This window comes from Alsobacter sp. R-9, assembly GCF_054612375.1.
In genome coordinates this window covers 97,743-111,514 of record NZ_JBTSWJ010000015.1, presented here as the reverse complement: position 1 = coordinate 111,514, position 13,772 = coordinate 97,743, and the positions used below count along the sequence as shown (strand labels likewise).

Sequence of the window (13,772 nt, the reverse complement as noted above, 5' to 3'; positions counted from 1 at the left end):
ACCACAGCCGCAGGCAGGGAGATCTGCAACCATGCGCCAGACCGTTTTCTCCGGCGTCATCCCGGCGCTGATGACGCCGTGCCGCGCCGACCGCACGCCGGACTTCGATGCGCTCGCCCGCAAGGGCAAGGAGCTCGTCGGCCTCGGCATGTCCTCGGTGGTGTATTGCGGCTCGATGGGCGACTGGCCGCTGCTCACGGACGAGCAGCGCATGGAGGGCGTCGAGGCGCTGGTCCGCGCGGGCGTGAAGGTCATCGTCGGCACGGGTGCCCAGAACCCGATGCGCGCCGCGGCGCTGGCGGCCCACGCCCGCCGCGTCGGGGCGGCCGGCCTCATGATCATTCCGCGCGTCCTGTCGCGCGGCACCTCGCCGGCAGCGCAGCACGCCCACTTCGCCGGCATCCTGGAGGCGGGCGACGGGCTGCCCTCCGTCATCTACAACAGCCCCTACTACGGCTTCGAGACGAAGGCCGACCTGTTCTTCGCCCTCCACGAGAAGTACCCGCACCTGATCGGCTTCAAGGAGTTCGGCTCCAAGGAGGCGATGTCCTACGCGGCGGAGCACATCACCGGACGCTCGGAGGCGCTGAGCCTGATGGTCGGCGTCGATACGGGCGTGTGCCACGGCTACATCTACTGCGGCGCCGAGGGGGCGATCACCGGCATCGGCAACGTCCTGCCGCGCGAGGTGCTGCACCTCGTCGACCTGTGCGAGAAGGCGCAGGCCGGTGACCCGGCGGCGCGGCGCAAGGCGTTCGAGCTGGAGGGAGCCCTGAAGGTCCTCTCGACCTTCGACGAGGGCGCGGACCTTGTCCTCTTCTACAAGTACCTGATGGTGCTGACCGGCAACCCCGAGTACGAGCACCACTTCAACCCGACCGACCGTCTCTCCGACAGCCAGAAGCACTTCGCGCGGACCCAGCTCGAGCTGTTCCAGCGCTGGTACGCCGCCTGGCAGCGGGAGAACGCCTGAGCGATCCCGTCCTCACGCCGGGCCGGCGAGGGGGCGCATCCCGCAGCCGACGTAGACTTCGGCCGACGACGGCGAGGCGAGGAAGGCGATGAAGCGTCGGGCGGCGCCGGGGTCCGGTGCGGCCGCGGCGATCCCGGCGGTGAACACCGTCGTCGCGGCGGCGCCGGGCGGGAGAGCCGCGACGATCTCGATCCCCGGCAGGCCGGCCAGTTCGCTGCGCTGCTGCAGGCCGAGGCTCGCCTTGCCCTCGGCCACCAGCGTTCCGACGGGCACCCCCGGTGGCGCCTTCACCAGCCGGTCCTGAAGCGCGGGCATGAGGCCCCATCGCTCCAGCAGCGACAGGAAGTGGTCCCCGCTGGGTCCCGTGGAATAGGCGACCGCGCCGGCCTCCAGCAGGGAGGCGCGCAGCGCGGGGACGGTGGCGAGGTCCGGGTGGGGCAGGCCGGCCCGCACGGCGATCACCGTCTCCGATTCCGCGAGGTCGACGCGGCTGCCCGGGAGCAGCCGGCCCTCGGCCTCCAGCGCCTGCATCACGGGTGAGGCGAGCACCACGACGTCGACGACCTCGCCCTCGCGCACCCGGCGGGCGGCATCGACCCCTCCCGTCGACTCGACGGCGACGGTCCCACCCCCGGAAGCCTCGAAGCGGGCCGCGAGGTCCGCGAGGATCCGGCGCGTCGCCATCGAGGAGAGACACGTCATCTTCGCCATCGCCTGACCCGTTCCGAGCGTCATTCCCGTTCCCTGCGGCGGTCAGGAAAGGAGCGAGGGCAGCCATAATCAAACGGTTTGTTTCGGGCGATTGCTGAACGCGCTTCAGCAATGGCGGAGCACCGCGACCGTCAGGCCCGATCGCGGACCTCCTGGGCCGAGGCGCGCACGACCTCCGCCACCTGGGCCAGCTGGCGGGCGAGGGGGCTCGTCCGGCGCCACACCATCCCGATGGTCCGCGCCGGCTCCGTCCCGTCGAACCGCGCCACGCACACGGCGGCGGAGCGGGTCTCCACGGGCACCGCCATCTCGGGGATCAGCGTCACGCCGATTCCCGCGCCCACCATGTGCACCAATGTCGACAGCGAGCTGCCGTAGAGGATGTCGCGGGGCGGGGCCGACGCCAGGTTGCAGAACGACAGGGCCTGGTCGCGGAAGCAGTGGCCTTCCTCCAGCAGCAGCAGGCGCATCTCGCGCAGCATGTCGGGCGGCGGCACGGGCTTCCCCGCGTCGGCCTGCGGCCGCACGAGCACGAAGCGCTCGGAGAACAGCGGCGCCTCCGCGAGCGACGGTTCCGAGACGGGGAGGGCGACGATGGCGGTGTCGAGCCGCCCGTCGGCGATGTCCTGGATCAGCTTGTCGGTGAGGGTCTCGCGGATGCGGATGTCGAGGTCGCCGTTCATCCGCTGCAGGTTGCCGATGAGGGTGGGGAGCAGGTAGGGAGCCACCGTGGGGATGACGCCGATCCGCAGGCGCCCGACGAGCCGGTCGCGGGACGAGCGGGCGAGCTCGGCCAGGTCGTCGACCGCGGCGAGGACGTCGCGAGATCGGCTCGCGAAGGCCTCGCCGAAACTGGTGAGGCGGACCTGGCGCGCACCGCGCTCGATCAGGTCGGCGCCGAGCGCCTCCTCCAGCTCCTTGATCTGCACCGACAAGGCGGGCTGCGAGATGGAGCAGGCCTCCGCGGCGCGGCCGAAGTGGCCGTGCTGAGCCAGGGCCTGGAAATAGCGGAGCTGCCGGAGCGTGAAGTTGGTCATAATCTATAGTTATCAGAGCCATCAGATAATCCAACTTAGGCCTATCGTGCTGCTCTGCTAGAGATCACGCCGAGTCGTGAGCGAGGGCCTCTGACCTGTGTCAATGGCCCGGACCCTGTGCAGGGCGCAGGGTCGCTGCTTCCTCCGGACGACTGCCGCCCGTCACCACGAGACAACGAGGAAACCATGGACGCGAAAGTCGAGAAGTCAGGCCAGTGCCCCGTCATGCACGGCGCCCGGATGCCGACGACCGTCGGCGGGCTGTCGAACCGCGACTGGTGGCCGAACCAGCTGAACCTGCGGATCCTCCACCAGAACTCCGCGCTGTCCGACCCGATGGGGCCGGCCTTCCGCTATTCCGAGGCGTTCAAGACGCTGGACCTGAAGGCACTGCGCGAGGACCTGTTCAAGCTGATGACCACCTCGCAGGAGTGGTGGCCGGCGGACTACGGCCACTACGGGCCGCTCTTCATCCGCATGGCGTGGCACAGCGCCGGCACCTACCGCACGGCGGACGGGCGCGGCGGCGCCTCCTCGGGCACGCAGCGCTTCGCGCCGCTCAACAGCTGGCCTGACAACGCCAACCTCGACAAGGCGCGCCGCCTGCTGTGGCCGATCAAGCAGAAGTACGGCGACAAGATCTCCTGGGCCGACCTGATGATCTACGCGGGCAACTGCGCCCTCGAGTCGATGGGCTTCCGGACCTTCGGCTTCGGCGGCGGCCGCGCCGACGTGTGGGAGCCCGAGGAGGACATCTACTGGGGCTCCGAGGACACCTGGCTCGGCGACAAGCGCTACACCGGCGAGCGCAACCTCGAAAGCCCGCTCGCCGCGGTGCAGATGGGCCTCATCTACGTCAACCCGGAAGGCCCGAACGGCAAGCCCGACCCGGCTGCGTCGGCCCGCGACATCCGCGAGACCTTCGCGCGGATGGCGATGAACGACGAGGAGACCGTCGCGCTCGTGGCCGGCGGCCACACCTTCGGCAAGACGCACGGCGCGGGCGACGCGGCGCATGTCGGCCGCGAGCCGGAGGGCGCCGGCATCGAGGCGCAGGGGCTGGGCTGGCTCAGCACCTACGGCTCGGGCAAGGGCGGCGACACGATCACCAGCGGCCTCGAGGGCGCCTGGACGTCCAATCCGGTCAAGTGGGACATGGGCTACTTCGACGTGCTGTTCGGCTACGAGTGGGAGCTCGTGAAGAGCCCCGCCGGCGCCTGGCAGTGGGCGGCGAAGGGCCTCGCCGAGAAGGACCACGCGCCTGCCGCGCACGATCCCTCGAAGCGCGTGCCGCTGATGATGTCGACCGCCGACATGGCGCTCAAGGTCGACCCGGCCTATGCCGAGATCTCGAAGCGGTTCCACGCCAACCCCGACCAGTTCGCGGACGCCTTCGCCCGCGCCTGGTTCAAGCTGACCCATCGTGACATGGGCCCGAAGGTCCGCTACCTCGGCGCGGAAGTGCCGGCCGAGGACCTGATCTGGCAGGACCCCGTCCCGGCCGTCGACCATCCGCTGATCGACGCCGCCGACGCAAAGGCGCTCAAGGAGGCCGTGCTTGCCTCGGGCCTTTCCGTGGCGGACCTCGTCTTCACGGCGTGGGCGTCGGCCTCGACCTTCCGCGGGTCGGACAAGCGCGGCGGTGCCAACGGCGCGCGCATCCGCCTCGCGCCGCAGAAGGACTGGGCGGCGAACGAGCCGGCCCGGCTCGCCCGCGTGCTCGACACGCTCGAAGGCGTCCGGCAGCGCTTCAACGCCTCCCTGACGGGCGGCAAGAAGGTATCGCTCGCCGACCTCATCGTGCTGGCGGGCAATGCGGGCGTCGAGAAGGCCGCCAAGGCGGCGGGGCATGACGTCGCCGTGCCGTTCACGCCGGGGCGCACCGACGCCACGGCGGAGCAGACGGATGCGGAGTCCTTCTCGGTGCTGGAGCCGCAGGCGGACGGCTTCCGCAACTTCCAGAAGACCCGCTTCACCGTCTCGGCCGAGGAGCTGCTCGTCGACCGCGCGCAGCTGCTGACGCTGACTGCGCCGGAGATGACGGTGCTGCTGGGCGGGCTCCGCGTGCTCGGCGCCAACACCGGCGGCACCGCGCATGGCGTCTTCACGGCGCGGCCCGGCGTTCTGACCAACGACTTCTTCGTCAACCTGCTCGACATGGGCACGGTGTGGAAGGAGTCGACCTCGCAGGAGGACGTCTTCGAGGGCCGCGACCGCAAGACCGGCGCTCCGCGCTGGACGGCGACGCGCGTCGACCTCGTCTTCGGGTCGAACTCGCAGCTGCGCGCGCTGGCCGAGCTCTATGCCAGCGACGACAGTAAGGGCCGGTTCGTTTCGGAGTTCGTGAAGGCCTGGACGAAGGTCATGAACCTCGACCGGTTCGACCTCGCCTGATCACGCATGTGATGCCCGGCGGGCGCGGCCATCGTGCCGCGCCCGCCGGCACTCTCTCCGGCGGCGCGCCGCGAAGCTTCATTCAACGCCGAAACGCCTTCGTGAACTGCTGGTAGCGGTCGCCCGCCCGGCCCTCGTCGGCGAAGGTCCGCCAGAACGGGCGGCCGTAGTTGCGCAGGCAGGCTTCGAGCACGAAGTACGAGCCTCGCTCGCCCCTCGCGATGGAAGCGCAGTTGATCCGCACCTCGTCGGGCATGAAGGCCCACTGGCGGCCGACGATGCTCGCGCTGCGAGCCTCGTCGGCGTCGCACTGCCTTCGGTCGTAGCGGCCCTCGTTTGCCGCCGCCTGCAACGTGCAGTACCGGGCCGTATCGAGGACGGGCATCGGCCTGTCCTCGACGCCGCGCTCGTCGCCAAGCGCCGCACCGGGCGCTGCCAGGGCCAGGAGAGCGAGAACTGCACGCAGGGATCGGTGGAGCATGCATCACGCCTACCACCGGTCGTGAAAGGCTCTGTTGTGGCCGGAGCAGACACCACGTTAACGGCGGATAACCATCCGTCCGAGCCGGTACCGGAACCCGATCGCTGCGGATCCCGATCCGTTCATCTCCCGCAAGAATCCTGTCGGACCACGGTAGAGACAAGAACAGCCGCTCAGGATGGCTGAGTATAGGCCTAATTTGTGTGCATTAGCACCGGAGTGAGGCCTTCGTCGAAGGCGCATGACGTCAGCTCCCGACGCCACAACTCACGATCCTGCGCCGTGGATATACAAAACCTTTGCGCGACGAGGCGCCACGCTCACGCTGCCGGACCTTCGACCCGCGATCATGGGACCTTCGATGGACGCCCGAGGCCCGCTTTGGTCCGTTCAAGCGCTGGCCCGTTTTCGCTACAGCTTTCATGAGCAGGTTCAGGCTTTCTCAACCTTGAAGCGAAGTAGCGGCCCGGCCGCGCTCCCGCTCCCCGCGTTGAGATGTCGGGTCTGCGACGCAGTTGCGAGCAGGACGGACCCCCCATGTCGAATGCGACAGCAGCCACGACCGTGACCGCAGCCTCGACCCTCGCTGCCGGCGAGGTCCTGGCCCAGACCGCCACCCTCGGCCCGAAGACGACGGGCGCGCCGGGCCCGGGGCCGTACAGCGGCGGCATGCCTGACTTCAGGACGCTGTCGACGGGCGGCCTCGAGAACTACGAGACGTTCGGCTGCAAGGTCTACAAGGCCGACCCGCCGACCCCGGACTGGCAGACCGCCACCGTGTGGTTCGACCGCAAGATCGCCAGCCACACGATGACCATGCCGGACGGCAAGATCCTCGACTTCTGGGTTTTCCAGGACGAGCGGATCGGCAGCAAGTCGCGTGCGGTCCCGTCGCCCCTGATGCGCGTGCAGCAGGGCGACCTCGTCCATGTGCGGCTGAAGTCGGCCAAGGGCGCCCATACCATCCACCACCACGGCATCGAGCCCACGCCGTTCAACGACGGCGTCGGCCACGTCTCGTTCGAGGTGGGCGACGAGTACATCTACCAGTGGCAGGCCAACACCTGCGGGACGTGGATCTACCACTGCCACGTCAACACGCCGCTGCACTTCGAGATGGGTCTGTACGGCGCCATCATCGTGGATCCGAAGCCCGATGCGTCGGGGCGGATCGCGGTGTTCGAGGGCGGCCCGCTCTACGACGTCGAGCAGATGTGGGTCTTCGACGACATCGATCCACGCTGGCACCTGCTCGAGCATGGCGACGGCCTGTGCGGCGAGGACGTCGGCCTCAACATCTTCGAGCCGAAGTACTTCCTCGTCACGGGGACGCCGTCACGGGCGGGCGTGGCCAATGCCAAGGGCCGCATCACGGCGCGGCCGGGCCAGAAGATCCTGATCCGCATGATCAACGCGTCCTACTCGCAGATGCGCGTGGCGCTCGGCGGGCTCGACGCGACGATCGTCTCGGTCGACGGGCACGCGCTGAACCAGCCGTGGAACGCTCCGCAGCCCGTCGGCCCGACCCGCGAGGTCAAGGACTTCAGGCTCGCCACCGCCACGCGCTACGAGGTGATCATCGACCTCGGCTCGCCCGAGAACCGGGCGCTTGCGACGAAGGGACGGAGCTTCCGCGCCGAGTTCGAGTTCTTCGACTGGGTGACCGGCCGCCGTCACAATGCGGGCGACCCGGTCTACGAGGGCTACGCCTTCTCCAACATCGACATCGTCTGAGCGGCACGCCTTCCCCCGGCTCCGGCCGGAACCGGCAGGTCTGCACCCCGTTGTCCCGTCCTGGCCGGACCGGGACACGGGCGTGGACGAGAGGACGGACGCGGAAGAGGGCATCGTCGACCCGCAGGACGCGGCGATGTCGGCCGGCCTCGTCTATGTCAATGACGGCGAGCCGGGGCTGAGACGGCGCCGGGCGGGCAAGGGCTTCGTCTACCGCGACGACCGCGGAAGGCCGGTACGCGACGAGGCGGCGCTGGCGCGCATCCGTTCGCTTGCCATCCCACCGGCGTGGACGGACGTCTGGATCTGCCCGTCGGAGCGCGGGCACATCCAGGCGACGGGGCGCGACGCACGCGGACGCAAGCAGTATCGCTACCACCCGCGGTGGCGAGAGATCCGCGACAGCGCCAAGTTCGACCACATGATGGCCTTCGCGGCCGCGCTCCCGGCCCTTCGGCAGCGTGTCGCGGCGGACATGGCCCGCAAGGGACTGCCGCGCGAGAAGGTGCTCGCCACGGTGGTGCATCTCCTCGAAAGCACGCTCATCCGCGTCGGAAATCCCGACTATGCGCGGCAGAACGGCAGCTACGGCCTGACGACACTGCGTGACCGGCATGTCGCGGTCGAGGGGGGCGAGCTGCGGTTCGCCTTCAAGGGCAAGAGCGGACGGACCTGGCGCCTCAGCGTCCGCGACCGGCGGATCGCACGCATCGTCAAGGCCTGCCAGGACGTGCCCGGCCAGCACCTCTTCCAGTACATCGACGAGGATGGCGCGCGGCAGCCTGTCGGCTCCTCCGACGTGAACGCCTACCTGCGGGAGGCGACGGGACGCGACATCACCGCGAAGGACGTGCGAACCTGGCACGGGACGGTGCTGGCGGCGCTGGCCCTGCGGGAGTTCGAGCAGCTGGATCCCGACGCGCGGACGAAGAAGAGCGTCAAGGCGGCGATCGAGCGGGTGGCGGCACGGCTCGGCAACACCCCCACGATCTGCCGCAAGTGCTACGTGCATCCCCATGTGGTGGACGCGTATCTCGAAGGTTCGCTCCTGGCCGAGGTGAGCGAGGAGATCGAGGAGGGACTGGCCGAGGAAGGCACCGCGCTGCGTCCGGAGGAGGTCGCCCTTCTCGACCTTCTGCGCGCGCGGCTGCAGGACGCGCGGCCGCCGCGGGCTTCGCTGGCGCGGCGGCTTGCAGCCTCTGCCGCGCAGCACGGGAAGAGCGTCAGAGGGGCGTGATCCGCGGGCCGGGCGCGCGCGGGGCGGGGCCGGTGCTTCCGCGCACGACGAGGTGGGTGTCCAGCACGTAGCGGATCTCCCGCATCGAGCGGCGCCGCAGCACGTCTCCCAGCACGTCGAGCGCCACCTCGCCGGCCTCGTCCAGCCTCGCCGAGACGGTAGTGAGCGACGGATAGGTCGTGGCCCCGAGCACGTCGTCGCAGCCGATCACGCTGAAGCGGTCGGGCACGCCGATCCGACGCTCCGCGAGGCCGACGAGCAGTCCCTGCGCGGTCACGTCGTCGAACGCGACGGCGGCGGTCGCCCCGGTGGCGACCACGGCGGGCACGGTGTCGCGCCCCGCCTCGAAGCTCGCCCGCTGTGCCGTCACCGCCACGAGCTCGATCCCCAGCCGCTTGGCCGCGGCCCGCGCCGCCTTCCGGCGCTGCTGGTTGGACCACGAGCCCGCCGGACCGGCGACGTAGCAGATCGAGCGGTGGCCGAGCCCGGCGAGATGCTCGACCGCGGCGGTGATGCCGGGCGTGCTGTCGATGAGCACGCGGGGCAGCCCCTCCACGTCACGGTTGATCAGCACGATTGGCACCCGTTCGGCGTGCTGGCGGATGCGGGCCTCGTCAAGCCGGGACGAGACGAGGATGATACCCTCCACCTGCCCGGCGAACTTGCCGACCAGCATGTCCTCGCGCTCCGGCGTCTCGTCGGAGCTGCCGAGGAAGAGGCAGAGGCCATCGAGGTCGGCGCGGGCCTGCGCTCCCCTGATGAGGGGCGGGAAGAAGGGATTGGCCACGTCCGGCACGATCAGCGCGATGTTGCCGTGCCGCCCCGTGCTGAGCGCACGGGCCGCCTGGTTCGGCTGGTAGCCGATCTCGGCGGCGATGGACCGGATGCGGTCGACCGTCGCCTGCCCGAGCATCGCCGGCCGGGTGAAGGCGCGGGAGACGGTGGCGCGGGACACGCCCGCAGCATCCGCCACCTGGCGGATCGTCGGCCTTCCGCGACGGGGCTCGTCCATGCCACCGACCCTCCGGCCGCCCCGGCGCGGCCCCGACTGTCGTAGCACCGACCGTCGCGGTTGCGCTATGGGCGCAGAGGGCTCGTCGCCTTGACATGCAACCGGTTGCAGAGAATGCTCGACGTCGCAGGGGCCCGGCCGGCGCAGCCGCCAGCGAGGCCTCGACAGGACCCTCACCATGTCGTCCGCGCCCGCCGCCGAGGCGTCGATTCCCGTCAGAAGCTTCCCCGACCGGCGCGCCATGGGCGAGGCGGCGGCCGCCGAGGCCGCCTCGCACCTGCGCGACGTGCTGGCCCGCAAGGGCGCGGCGCGCATGGTGTTCGCCGCGGCACCGAGCCAGCAGGAGATGCTCGATGCGCTGGTCGCGACGCCGGGGCTCGACTGGAGCCGCGTCACCGCCTTCCACATGGACGAGTATGTCGGCCTCGCCCCCGGCGCGCCGGAACGCTTCGGCGCCTGGCTGACACGCGCGCTGTTCGAACGCCTGCCATTCGGCGCCGTGCACCTCATCCGGCCCGAAGCCTTCGCATCGCCCGAGGCGTGCGCGGCCGACTACGCGCGGCGTCTCGCCGAGGCACCCGTCGACATCGTCTGCCTCGGCATCGGCGTGAACGGGCACATCGCCTTCAACGATCCGCCGGTCGCCGACTTCCGCGACCCGCTGGCCGTCAAGGTGGTGGAACTCGACGCCATCTGCCGGCAGCAGCAGGTGGACGACGCCTGCTTCCCCTCGCTGGCCGCCGTACCGACCCATGCGCTGACGCTCACCGTGCCGCGGTTGCTGGACTGCGACCGCATGGTCTGCGTCGTCCCCGGCCCGCAGAAGCGGGATGCCGTGCGGGCCACGCTCTTCGGACCTTATGGCGAGGCCTGCCCCGCCACGGCGCTGCGCCGCCATCCGCACTGCACGCTCTACCTCGACGCGCAGTCCGACCCCCGGTGAGGGAGACGCCATGACCGCCATCGACGCCGACGCCCTCTGCGAGGGCTACCTCGCCAGCGTCACGGCCCTGATGGGCGAGATCCTGCGCGACGAACGGGATCCGCTCGACCGTGCCGCGACGCGGGTGGCGGATCAGATCGCCGCGGACCGGCTCGTCCATGTCTACGGCCCCGGCGGGCATTCCAACCTCGCGGCACAGGAGATCTTCTTCCGCGCCGGCGGGCTGATGCACGTCTCCGCCATCCTCGACGAGGGCACGCTGCTCTCCAACGGCGCGCTGCGCTCCATGGCGGTCGAGCGGACGCCGGGCTATGGCCGGATCGTGATCTCGGACCGCCGGCTGGGCGAAGGCGACCTCCTCATCCTTGTCAACGCCTACGGCATCAACGCGGCGCTGATCGACGCGGCCATCGAGGCGCGCAACGGCGGCGTGTTCCTCATCGGCATCAGCTCGCGCCGGCACGCGTCGCGGACGGCGCCGGAGCATCCGGCCCGCCACCCCACGAAGCAGAACCTGCACGACCTCGTCGACATCGCCGTCGACACCAAGGTCGACATCGGTGACGTCGCCGTCTCCGTGCCGGGGTTCGAATCGCGGATCGCCGCGGTGTCGACCTTCGCCAACGCCTTCGCGCTCAATTGCCTCGTCATCCGCACGGTGGCGAAACTGGTCGAGCGGGGCGTGGAGCCCCCGGTTTGGCGCAGCGGCAACGCACCCGGCGGCGACGAGGCCAACGCGCGCTTCCTGCACCGCTTCCGGGAGCGCGTGCGGTGGCTGTGACGCGGATTGCCGCGTCGAACCTCTCCGTCGAGGTCGAGAACGGCCGCATCCGCGCGGTCGGTCCCGGCGATGCCGGCTCCGGGCTTTGGCTCGCGCCCGGCTTCGTTGACCTCCAGGTCAATGGCTATGCCGGCCACGACCTGAACGGGGAACACCTGACGCCGCGGACCGTGCTGGACCTTGTGCGTGCCCTGCGGGCGACCGGCACGACGACCCTGCTGCCGACGCTGATCACGGCCCCGGAGGAGCGGATGCTGCGCGCCATGCGCGCCATCGCCGAGGCCTGCGAGGCCTTCCCGGAGGTCGGCCACGCGGTGGCCGGCCTGCATGTGGAGGGGCCGCACATCTCCCCGGTGGACGGGCCGCGCGGCGCCCATCCGCTGGCGGACGTGAGGCCGCCCGACCTCGCGCTGTTTGGCCGATGGCAGGAGGCGAGCGGCGGCCGGGTGCGGATGGTGACGCTGTCGCCCCACTGGCCGGACACGGCGGCTTACGTTGCCGCCCTGGCCCGCGAGGGCATCCGCGTCGCCATCGGCCATACCGACGCTTCGCCGGCCGACGTGCTCTCGGCCGTCGACGCGGGGGCCACCTTCTCGACCCATCTCGGCAACGGCATCGCCGCCACGCTGCCGCGCCATCCCAACATCCTGTGGACGCAACTCGCCGAGGATCGGCTCACGGCGACCTTCATCGCCGACGGGCACCACCTGCCTGCCGATACGCTGAAGGCGATGGCGCGCGCCAAAGGGGCAGGGCGCTGCGTCGCCGTCTCGGACGTCACGGCGCTCGGCGGGCTGCCGCCGGGCGTGTACCGCCAGCCCATCGGCGGGGAGGTCGAGCTGACGGCGGACGGGCGGCTCGGCGTGCGCGGCACGCCCTACCTCGCGGGCGCCGCCCGCACGCTCTTCGATGCGCTGCCGCTGCTGGTGAGGCTCTTCGGGCCGGATGAAGCGATCGCGATGGTCTCCGGCAACCCCGCCCGCGCGGCCGGGTTGAAGGCCGGGACGCTCGACCCGGGGATGCCGGCTGATTTCGTCCTCCTGTCCGGGATGGGCGGTGCCGGCCCGCCTCGCCTCGAGGCGGTGGTCGTGGCCGGCCAGGGCGTCGATCTCGCCACCGGACGACTCGCTGGAGATGCATCGTGATCGGCGCCGGCGCGGCCGTCGTCGACATCACGCCGCCGCCCGGCCTTCTCATGGCGGGTTTCGTGGCACGCTCGGAACCCGCCACCGGGGTACACGATCCCCTGACCGCGCGGGCGCTGGCGGTGGGAGACACCGTGCTCGTGGTGGCGGACGTCGTCGCCCTGTCGCCGGAGACGAGCGCCCGCATCCGCCGGCGCATCCCGTTGCCGGACGCAGCCATCGTCACGGCGGCGCTGCACAACCACGGCGGTCCCGTCTCGACCCTGACGGGGCTCGGCACGGCGGCCGACCCGGTCTTCCTGCAGCGGCTGGAGGACGGTTGCGTCGAGGCGGCGCTCGCCGCGTTGGCGCGACGGCGGCCGGCACGGCTCGCCTTCGGCCGTGGCGGCGACCCCGGGGTGGCTCGCAACCGGCGGCATGCGGGAGGGCTCACGGACTCCGACGTCCCCGTGCTCTCGGTCATGGCAGACGACGGCACGCCGATCGCCCATCTCGTTTCGCACGCCTGCCACCCGGTGGTGCTGGGCGCGGACAACCGGCTCTACACGGCCGATTATCCCGCCGTCGTGCGTGAGGCGGTGGAGACGGCGCATCCGGGGACCGTCGCGCTGTTCCTCACCGGCTGCGCCGGCGACGCCAACACGGGCCACACCGCCCACGGGTCGATCACGACCGCCGCGAATCCGGCCCGCACCTTCGCCGAGGCGGACCGCGTCGGCGGGCGCGTGGCGGCCTCGGCACTGACCGCGATCATGCAACCGGTTGCATTGAATTCCTGCTCTGGTGCTGCCGCGGACGTCCTGTTGCACCTCGACCGCCGGGAGGAGGGACGGCTGTCCGAGCTGGCCGCGGAGTGGACTCGCAGAACCCTGTCGGAGCCCGATCCCGGCCGCCGCGCGCTCTTCGCCGCGTGGCTCGATTGGTCGCGCACGCTGGCCCGCGAGCCGCTGCTGCCGCTCCCCACGCGGGTCGGCGTGCTGCGCTGGGGAGCGTTCACGCTCGCCGCGTTGCCCGGGGAAATCTTTGCAGAAACGGGCGTCGCGGTGCGCGCAGCGCTGCCGGCGCCTTGCATGGTCGTGGGGTATGCGCACGAGTGCCGCGGCTATCTGCCGCCGGTGGGCGAGTATGCCAGCGGCGGCTACGAGGTCGAAGAGGCGCACCGCTACTACGGCATGCCGGCCGGCTATGCGGCGGGCTCGGCCGAGCGACTGGCGGAGGCCGTCATCAACCTCGGGACGGGGGTCCGGGAGGCGTGATGAACCGTGCTGGCGTTCGCTTGACACGCAACCGGTTGCACGACAGCCTTGCATCCTGTTTCCGACGT

12 protein-coding genes are annotated in these 13,772 nt (G+C 70.9%); 8 read left to right on the top strand and 4 right to left on the bottom strand.

Going from position 1 to position 13,772, the window contains the following annotated elements; translation table 11 throughout:
• The first annotated feature begins 31 nt into the window (after positions 1-31).
• Positions 32-973, top strand: coding sequence for a dihydrodipicolinate synthase family protein (locus ACX9GQ_RS21150; RefSeq protein WP_459631578.1), 942 nt, complete (start codon positions 32-34; stop codon positions 971-973).
• A gap of 12 nt (positions 974-985) precedes the next feature.
• On the opposite strand, the gene ACX9GQ_RS21145 is transcribed toward ACX9GQ_RS21150, so the two are convergent.
• Positions 986-1,708 (bottom strand): substrate-binding domain-containing protein, encoded by a 723-nt coding sequence (locus tag ACX9GQ_RS21145; RefSeq protein WP_459631577.1) that lies wholly within the window; start codon positions 1,706-1,708, stop codon positions 986-988.
• A gap of 107 nt (positions 1,709-1,815) precedes the next feature.
• The gene (locus tag ACX9GQ_RS21140; RefSeq protein WP_459631576.1) at positions 1,816-2,721 is read right to left on the bottom strand and encodes a LysR substrate-binding domain-containing protein; all 906 of its coding nucleotides are present in this window, start codon (positions 2,719-2,721) and stop codon (positions 1,816-1,818) included.
• Between the two features lie 186 nt (positions 2,722-2,907).
• Between ACX9GQ_RS21140 and katG the strand changes: the two genes are divergently transcribed.
• Positions 2,908-5,115: a catalase/peroxidase HPI gene (gene katG, locus ACX9GQ_RS21135; protein ID WP_459631575.1), complete on the top strand. Its 2,208-nt coding sequence runs from the start codon at positions 2,908-2,910 to the stop codon at positions 5,113-5,115.
• Between the two features lie 82 nt (positions 5,116-5,197).
• Here katG and ACX9GQ_RS21130 read toward each other — a convergent pair whose 3' ends face one another.
• The gene (locus ACX9GQ_RS21130; RefSeq protein WP_459631574.1) at positions 5,198-5,596 is read right to left on the bottom strand and encodes a hypothetical protein; all 399 of its coding nucleotides are present in this window, start codon (positions 5,594-5,596) and stop codon (positions 5,198-5,200) included.
• A 537-nt stretch (positions 5,597-6,133) separates the two neighbouring features.
• Between ACX9GQ_RS21130 and ACX9GQ_RS21125 the strand changes: the two genes are divergently transcribed.
• Together ACX9GQ_RS21125 and ACX9GQ_RS21120 are read left to right on the top strand one after the other, a co-directional pair.
• Positions 6,134-7,330 (top strand): multicopper oxidase domain-containing protein, encoded by a 1,197-nt coding sequence (locus ACX9GQ_RS21125; protein WP_459631573.1) that lies wholly within the window; start codon positions 6,134-6,136, stop codon positions 7,328-7,330.
• Between the two features lie 82 nt (positions 7,331-7,412).
• Complete coding sequence (locus ACX9GQ_RS21120; protein WP_459631572.1) at positions 7,413-8,567, top strand: DNA topoisomerase IB; 1,155 nt, start codon at positions 7,413-7,415, stop codon at positions 8,565-8,567.
• Here the strand turns inward: ACX9GQ_RS21120 and ACX9GQ_RS21115 are convergent.
• Positions 8,554-9,579 carry a LacI family DNA-binding transcriptional regulator gene (locus ACX9GQ_RS21115; RefSeq protein ID WP_459631571.1) on the bottom strand — a complete coding sequence of 342 codons (1,026 nt, stop codon included), beginning with the start codon at positions 9,577-9,579 and terminating at the stop codon, positions 8,554-8,556. The two genes, ACX9GQ_RS21120 and ACX9GQ_RS21115, sit on opposite strands and share 14 nt — an antisense overlap.
• A 178-nt stretch (positions 9,580-9,757) precedes the next feature.
• Between ACX9GQ_RS21115 and ACX9GQ_RS21110 the strand changes: the two genes are divergently transcribed.
• The 4 genes from ACX9GQ_RS21110 to ACX9GQ_RS21095 are packed head-to-tail and all read left to right on the top strand — an operon-like array spanning position 9,758 to position 13,704.
• Entirely contained in the window at positions 9,758-10,522 is a 765-nt protein-coding gene (locus ACX9GQ_RS21110) for a glucosamine-6-phosphate deaminase (RefSeq protein ID WP_459631570.1), read from the top strand.
• 10 nt (positions 10,523-10,532) lie between these two features.
• A complete protein-coding gene (locus tag ACX9GQ_RS21105; protein ID WP_459631569.1) occupies positions 10,533-11,303 on the top strand; it encodes a sugar isomerase domain-containing protein in 771 nt (256 codons plus the stop codon).
• Positions 11,294-12,448 carry an N-acetylglucosamine-6-phosphate deacetylase gene (locus tag ACX9GQ_RS21100; protein WP_459631568.1) on the top strand — a complete coding sequence of 385 codons (1,155 nt, stop codon included), beginning with the start codon at positions 11,294-11,296 and terminating at the stop codon, positions 12,446-12,448. Before ACX9GQ_RS21105 ends, ACX9GQ_RS21100 begins: the two co-directional genes overlap by 10 nt.
• Positions 12,445-13,704 (top strand): alkaline ceramidase, encoded by a 1,260-nt coding sequence (locus tag ACX9GQ_RS21095; protein ID WP_459631567.1) that lies wholly within the window; start codon positions 12,445-12,447, stop codon positions 13,702-13,704. Before ACX9GQ_RS21100 ends, ACX9GQ_RS21095 begins: the two co-directional genes overlap by 4 nt.
• Positions 13,705-13,772: the final 68 nt, after the last annotated feature.

Excerpts from the sequence above, each read along its gene's own strand:
- ACX9GQ_RS21150 (WP_459631578.1), top strand. The coding sequence starts at position 32 with ATGCGCCAGACCGTTTTCTCCGGCGTCATCCCGGCGCTGATGACGCCG.
- ACX9GQ_RS21145 (WP_459631577.1), bottom strand. The coding sequence starts at position 1,708 with ATGACGCTCGGAACGGGTCAGGCGATGGCGAAGATGACGTGTCTCTCC.
- ACX9GQ_RS21140 (WP_459631576.1), bottom strand. The coding sequence starts at position 2,721 with ATGACCAACTTCACGCTCCGGCAGCTCCGCTATTTCCAGGCCCTGGCT.
- katG (WP_459631575.1), top strand. The coding sequence starts at position 2,908 with ATGGACGCGAAAGTCGAGAAGTCAGGCCAGTGCCCCGTCATGCACGGC.
- ACX9GQ_RS21130 (WP_459631574.1), bottom strand. The coding sequence starts at position 5,596 with ATGCTCCACCGATCCCTGCGTGCAGTTCTCGCTCTCCTGGCCCTGGCA.
- ACX9GQ_RS21125 (WP_459631573.1), top strand. The coding sequence starts at position 6,134 with ATGTCGAATGCGACAGCAGCCACGACCGTGACCGCAGCCTCGACCCTC.
- ACX9GQ_RS21115 (WP_459631571.1), bottom strand. The coding sequence starts at position 9,579 with ATGGACGAGCCCCGTCGCGGAAGGCCGACGATCCGCCAGGTGGCGGAT.
- ACX9GQ_RS21110 (WP_459631570.1), top strand. The coding sequence starts at position 9,758 with ATGTCGTCCGCGCCCGCCGCCGAGGCGTCGATTCCCGTCAGAAGCTTC.
- ACX9GQ_RS21105 (WP_459631569.1), top strand. The coding sequence starts at position 10,533 with ATGACCGCCATCGACGCCGACGCCCTCTGCGAGGGCTACCTCGCCAGC.